Origin of the sequence: Psychrosphaera saromensis (assembly GCF_002954545.1) — a bacterium.
Taxonomy (GTDB): domain Bacteria; phylum Pseudomonadota; class Gammaproteobacteria; order Enterobacterales; family Alteromonadaceae; genus Psychrosphaera; species Psychrosphaera saromensis.
Map to the genome: position 1 here is coordinate 3,547,512 of NZ_MSCH01000003.1, position 5,773 is coordinate 3,553,284.

Here is a 5,773-nt window from a genome sequence, read left to right on the forward strand (position 1 = left end):
TTAACGTCTTAATAACTAAAGAGGCATTGTTTATTCTACTCGTTGCCCAACCTACCACTTTACGTGAGTACAAGTCGAGAATGACACACAAGTACTGCCAGCCTTCATTACAACGAACTTGAGTGATGTCTGAAGCCCACACCTTGTTTGCTTCTTTCACATCAAACTGGCGTTGTAGTATATGAGTCGTCGGAATAAATGTTGACTCTTTAGCTGCCTTATTCATTCTGTGTTTTCCCGCGACTGAGCGATAACCCATACACTGTAGCAAGCGTTGTACTTTGCCTTGACTGCAATCAAAACCATGAGATACAGCTGCATCCCATAGTTTTCTATAACCTGGAATGCAATGCTCTTTATCACTAACGCGCTTTAGAAAGTCCCTCAGTAATGTGTTTTTATCTGCATGTTTACTGGGTGTTTGTTGGCACCATTTATAATATCCAGCTCTGGAAACACCCAGCCATTTACACATTTTATTAACGGGCTGTTTTGTATTCGCGTGTTTATTTATATACGCGAACCTTATTCTTTTAGCTTGTCGAAGTAGGCCTTCGCCTTTTTTAACACATCATTCTCCAATTGAGCCTCCTCAAGTTGCTTTTCGAGTTTACGTACTTGGCGCTCTAAATCAGTATAAGACTTATCTGGACCTGCATTCTTAATTGGCTTGTTTGTGTGTTTTTTAGAGGTCATTTGGTTTCTCCACCTTGATAGGGTTGCTGGATGTATTCCTAGCTTTAATGCCGTCATATTAACGGTATCTGGAGAGTCTAGCGATTGTTGAACGGCTTTTATTTTAAACTCTATGGAGTGCTTACGTCTGAATTCGATTTTCATGACACCTTATTCCTAAAAATAGGTGTCTACTTTTGTGGAGTCATATCAGTGTTTATTCATTGTTGACGGCTCAAGGTATAAGTTACTTTTGCTTTTTCTCTTCACTCGTAGCTCTGAACTAGAGGCTGATTTTGCTTATTTCTCTATTCCCCGAAACTCGTATCTCGCCACTCGCAGCTCTCAACTCGCTGCTGTTTTCTTAACTCCAAATAGCAAAAAACGTCAATCTTACGATCAACTAGTTTCTTGATGAGCCAGGATGTTCGAATGCCGTGAAGACATGGATGCCTAAGAACGACCAAATAGGAGTTTAGCGTTTTTGCTTTTCACTTGCTCATCCTCGAAACTAGTATCTCGCTACTCGCCACTCGCCACTCGCCACTCGAGGCTCGCAGCTCTCAACTCGCTGCTGTTTTCTTAACTCCAAATAGCAAAAAACCCGTCAATCTTACGATCAACGGGTTTCTCTAATAGGAGTCTGGCGGTGAGCTACTCTCGCATGGCGACTGCCACACTACCATCGCCGCAACTGCGTTTCACTTCTGAGTTCGAAATGGATTCAGGTGGGACCACAGCGCTATTGCCACCAGACAAAAGCGTTATTGCGTATTTAACAATGGAAAGCTTCTTAACCGAATATCAGTTAAGTAAAAAATAAAGTTTATTTGTATCAACGTTCAAGAACACTTAAGCGTTGTATGGTTAAGCCTCACGGGCAATTAGTATAAGTTAGCTTAATGCCTCACAGCACTTCCACACCTTACCTATCAACGTTGTAGTCTTCAACAACCCTTTAGGACAGTTAAACTGTCAGGGATGACTCATCTCGAGGCTCGCTTCCCGCTTAGATGCTTTCAGCGGTTATCGATTCCGAACGTAGCTACCGGGCAATGCCATTGGCATGACAACCCGAACACCAGCGGTTCGTCCACTCCGGTCCTCTCGTACTAGGAGCAGCCCCTCTCAATCATCCAACGCCCACGGCAGATAGGGACCGAACTGTCTCACGACGTTCTAAACCCAGCTCGCGTACCACTTTAAATGGCGAACAGCCATACCCTTGGGACCGACTTCAGCCCCAGGATGTGATGAGCCGACATCGAGGTGCCAAACACCGCCGTCGATATGAACTCTTGGGCGGTATCAGCCTGTTATCCCCGGAGTACCTTTTATCCGTTGAGCGATGGCCCTTCCATACAGAGCCACCGGATCACTATGACCTACTTTCGTACCTGCTCGACATGTCCGTCTCGCAGTTAAGCTTGCTTCTACCATTACACTAACCGTACGATGTCCGACCGTACTTAGCAAACCTTCGTGCTCCTCCGTTACTCTTTGGGAGGAGACCGCCCCAGTCAAACTACCCACCAGACACTGTCCACAATCCCGATAAGGGACCAATGTTAGAACATCAAATATACAAGGGTGGTATTTCAAGATTGGCTCCACAACAACTAGCGTCATTGCTTCAAAGCCTCCCACCTATCCTACACATGTAGATTCAATGTTCAGTGTCAAGCTGTAGTAAAGGTTCACGGGGTCTTTCCGTCTAGCCGCGGGTACACAGCATCTTCACTGCGATTTCAATTTCACTGAGTCTCGGGTGGAGACAGCGTGGCCATCATTACACCATTCGTGCAGGTCGGAACTTACCCGACAAGGAATTTCGCTACCTTAGGACCGTTATAGTTACGGCCGCCGTTTACCGGGGCTTCGATCATGAGCTTCTCCGAAGATAACCCAATCAATTAACCTTCCGGCACCGGGCAGGTGTCACACCGTATACGTCATCTTTCGATTTAGCACAGTGCTGTGTTTTTAATAAACAGTTGCAGCCACCAGGTCACTGCGACCAGCTTCAGCTTAGGGAGCAAGTCCCATCACCAATGCTGGCGTACCTTCTCCCGAAGTTACGGTACCATTTTGCCTAGTTCCTTCACCCGAGTTCTCTCAAGCGCCTTAGTATTCTCTACCTGACCACCTGTGTCGGTTTAGGGTACGGTTCTTAATCATCTGAAGCTTAGAGGCTTTTCCTGGAAGTATGGCATCAATGACTTCATCACCTTAGTGACTCGTCTCGTATCTCAGTGTTGAATGAAAGTCCGGATTTACCTAAACTAACCACCTACATACTTTCACACGGACAACCAACGCCGTGCTCACCTAGCCTTCTCCGTCCCCCCATCGCAATGATTAAAAGTACAGAAATATTAATCTGTTTCCCATCGACTACGCATCTCTGCCTCGCCTTAGGGGCCGACTTACCCTACCCTGATTAGCATGGGATAGGAACCCTTGGTCTTTCGGCGTGGGGGTTTTTCACCCCCATTATCGTTACTCATGTCAACATTCGCACTTCTGATATGTCCAGCAAACCTCTCGATTCACCTTCAGCCACTTACAGAACGCTCCCCTACCACCTTTACAATAAAGTAAAGATCCGCAGCTTCGGTGTTATGTTTAGCCCCGTTACATCTTCCGCGCAGGCCGACTCGACTAGTGAGCTATTACGCTTTCTTTAAAGGGTGGCTGCTTCTAAGCCAACCTCCTAGCTGTCTAAGCCTTCCCACATCGTTTCCCACTTAACATAAACTTTGGGACCTTAGCTGGCGGTCTGGGTTGTTTCCCTCTCCACGACGAACGTTAGCACCCGCCGTGTGTCTCCCGGATATTACTTTACGGTATTCGGAGTTTGCATGGGGTTGGTAAGCCGGGATGGCCCCCTAGCCCAAACAGTGCTCTACCCCCGTAAGTATTCGTCCGAGGCTCTACCTAAATAGATTTCGGGGAGAACCAGCTATCTCCCGGTTTGATTAGCCTTTCACTCCTAGCCACAGGTCATCCCCTAACTTTTCAACGTTAGTGGGTTCGGTCCTCCAGTTGATGTTACTCAACCTTCAACCTGCCCATGGCTAGATCACCGGGTTTCGGGTCTATACCTTGCAACTATTTCGCCCAGTTAAGACTCGGTTTCCCTACGGCTCCCCTATTCGGTTAACCTTGCTACAAAATATAAGTCGTTGACCCATTATACAAAAGGTACGCAGTCACAGAACAAGTCTGCTCCTACTGCTTGTACGTATACGGTTTCAGGTTCTATTTCACTCCCCTCACAGGGGTTCTTTTCGCCTTTCCCTCACGGTACTGGTTCACTATCGGTCAATTGGGAGTATTTAGCCTTAGAGGATGGTCCCCCTATCTTCAGTCAAAGTTTCTCGTGCTCCGACCTACTTAATGTGTCCAATATGCTGCTTCGTGTACGGGGCTATCACCCTTTATTGCGGAACTTTCCAGAACCTTCCACTACATCATACTGAATCGGCTGTTTCCCTTTCGCTCGCCGCTACTCAGGAAATCTCGGTTGATTTCTTTTCCTCCGGGTACTTAGATGTTTCAGTTCTCCGGGTTTGCTTCGCATAGCTATGTATTCACTATGCGATACTGCACAAAATGCAGTGGGTTTCCCCATTCAGAAATTCTGGTCTATAACGGTTTTTATCACCTTAACCAGACTTATCGCAGATTAACACGTCTTTCATCGCCTCCAATTGCCAAGGCATCCACCGTATACGCTTATTCACTTAACCATACAACCTTAAATGCTCTCGCACTAAGTCGTAGGTTATGCCATTTTGATTGCGTTCGCTAAAAACACAATCGACATAAATAACGCTTGAGTTTTCTCTTACAGTGATACAAATTACTTAATCCAATTCCTAAGAACTAAAATAAGATTTATACCTTTATTTTTTATTCAGCTTTCCAATTTGTTAAAGAGCAATTGAGTTTTAAAAAACTCAAATAAATAGACACTAAAGTTAACCACTTAATGTGTATTTATTTGAGCTTATGTTCATTTAAGAAGAAGTGGTGGAGCTATGCGGGATCGAACCGCAGACCTCTTCCGTGCAAGGGAAGCGCTCTCCCAGCTGAGCTATAGCCCCATCTATTTGATGGCTTGGGTTCAATATCCCCAAAGGCTTGGTAGGCCTGGGCAGACTTGAACTGCCGACCTCACCCTTATCAGGGGTGCGCTCTAACCAGCTGAGCTACAGGCCTTCAGGTTTTTCTTCTTGCTCACAATTCGTAATTAATTATCTGTGTGGACACGAGTAAATCTCATAACTTTATGTATAAGGAGGTGATCCAGCCCCAGGTTCCCCTAGGGCTACCTTGTTACGACTTCACCCCAGTCATGAACCACAAAGTGGTAAGCGTCCTCCCGAAGGTTAAACTACCTACTTCTTTTGCAGCCCACTCCCATGGTGTGACGGGCGGTGTGTACAAGGCCCGGGAACGTATTCACCGTGGCATTCTGATCCACGATTACTAGCGATTCCGACTTCATGGAGTCGAGTTGCAGACTCCAATCCGGACTACGACAAGCTTTATGGGATCCGCTTACTCTCGCGAGTTTGCAACCCTTTGTACTTGCCATTGTAGCACGTGTGTAGCCCATCTCGTAAGGGCCATGATGACTTGACGTCGTCCCCACCTTCCTCCGGTTTGTCACCGGCAGTCTCCTTAGAGTTCTCAGCATAACCTGCTAGCAACTAAGGATAAGGGTTGCGCTCGTTGCGGGACTTAACCCAACATTTCACAACACGAGCTGACGACAGCCATGCAGCACCTGTCTCAGAGTTCCCGAAGGCACTAATCTATCTCTAGAAAATTCTCTGGATGTCAAGAGATGGTAAGGTTCTTCGCGTTGCATCGAATTAAACCACATGCTCCACCGCTTGTGCGGGCCCCCGTCAATTCATTTGAGTTTTAACCTTGCGGCCGTACTCCCCAGGCGGTCTACTTATCGCGTTAGCTTCGCAAAACAGCGCTTAAGCGCCAAGCTGCTAGTAGACATCGTTTACGGCGTGGACTACCAGGGTATCTAATCCTGTTTGCTACCCACGCTTTCGTACATGAGCGTCAGTGTCGA

General features: G+C 46.6%; 2 protein-coding genes, 2 tRNA genes, 2 rRNA genes and 2 other annotated features. All 6 genes read right to left on the reverse strand.

Annotated features, from left to right (window positions below):
• Positions 1 to 475 (reverse strand): DDE-type integrase/transposase/recombinase (locus BTO11_RS16020; protein WP_146105520.1); only part of this gene is annotated, 475 nt, incomplete at its 3' end.
• Positions 476 to 525: 50 nt separating this feature from the next.
• The gene (locus BTO11_RS16025) at positions 526 to 840 is read right to left on the reverse strand and encodes a transposase (protein ID WP_105053545.1); all 315 of its coding nucleotides are present in this window, start codon (positions 838 to 840) and stop codon (positions 526 to 528) included.
• 476 nt (positions 841 to 1,316) lie between these two features.
• Positions 1,317 to 1,431: ribosomal RNA gene (gene rrf, locus BTO11_RS16030) — 5S ribosomal RNA — on the reverse strand.
• A 107-nt stretch (positions 1,432 to 1,538) separates the two neighbouring features.
• A 23S ribosomal RNA gene (locus BTO11_RS16035) occupies positions 1,539 to 4,427 on the reverse strand.
• A 281-nt stretch (positions 4,428 to 4,708) separates the two neighbouring features.
• A tRNA-Ala gene (locus BTO11_RS16040) sits at positions 4,709 to 4,784 on the reverse strand.
• A gap of 38 nt (positions 4,785 to 4,822) precedes the next feature.
• A tRNA-Ile gene (locus BTO11_RS16045) sits at positions 4,823 to 4,899 on the reverse strand.
• Between the two features lie 88 nt (positions 4,900 to 4,987).
• Positions 4,988 to 5,634: a sequence feature (16S ribosomal RNA rRNA prediction is too short), on the reverse strand.
• A 4-nt stretch (positions 5,635 to 5,638) separates the two neighbouring features.
• Positions 5,639 to 5,752, reverse strand: a sequence feature (16S ribosomal RNA rRNA prediction is too short).
• Positions 5,753 to 5,773 lie beyond the last annotated feature (21 nt).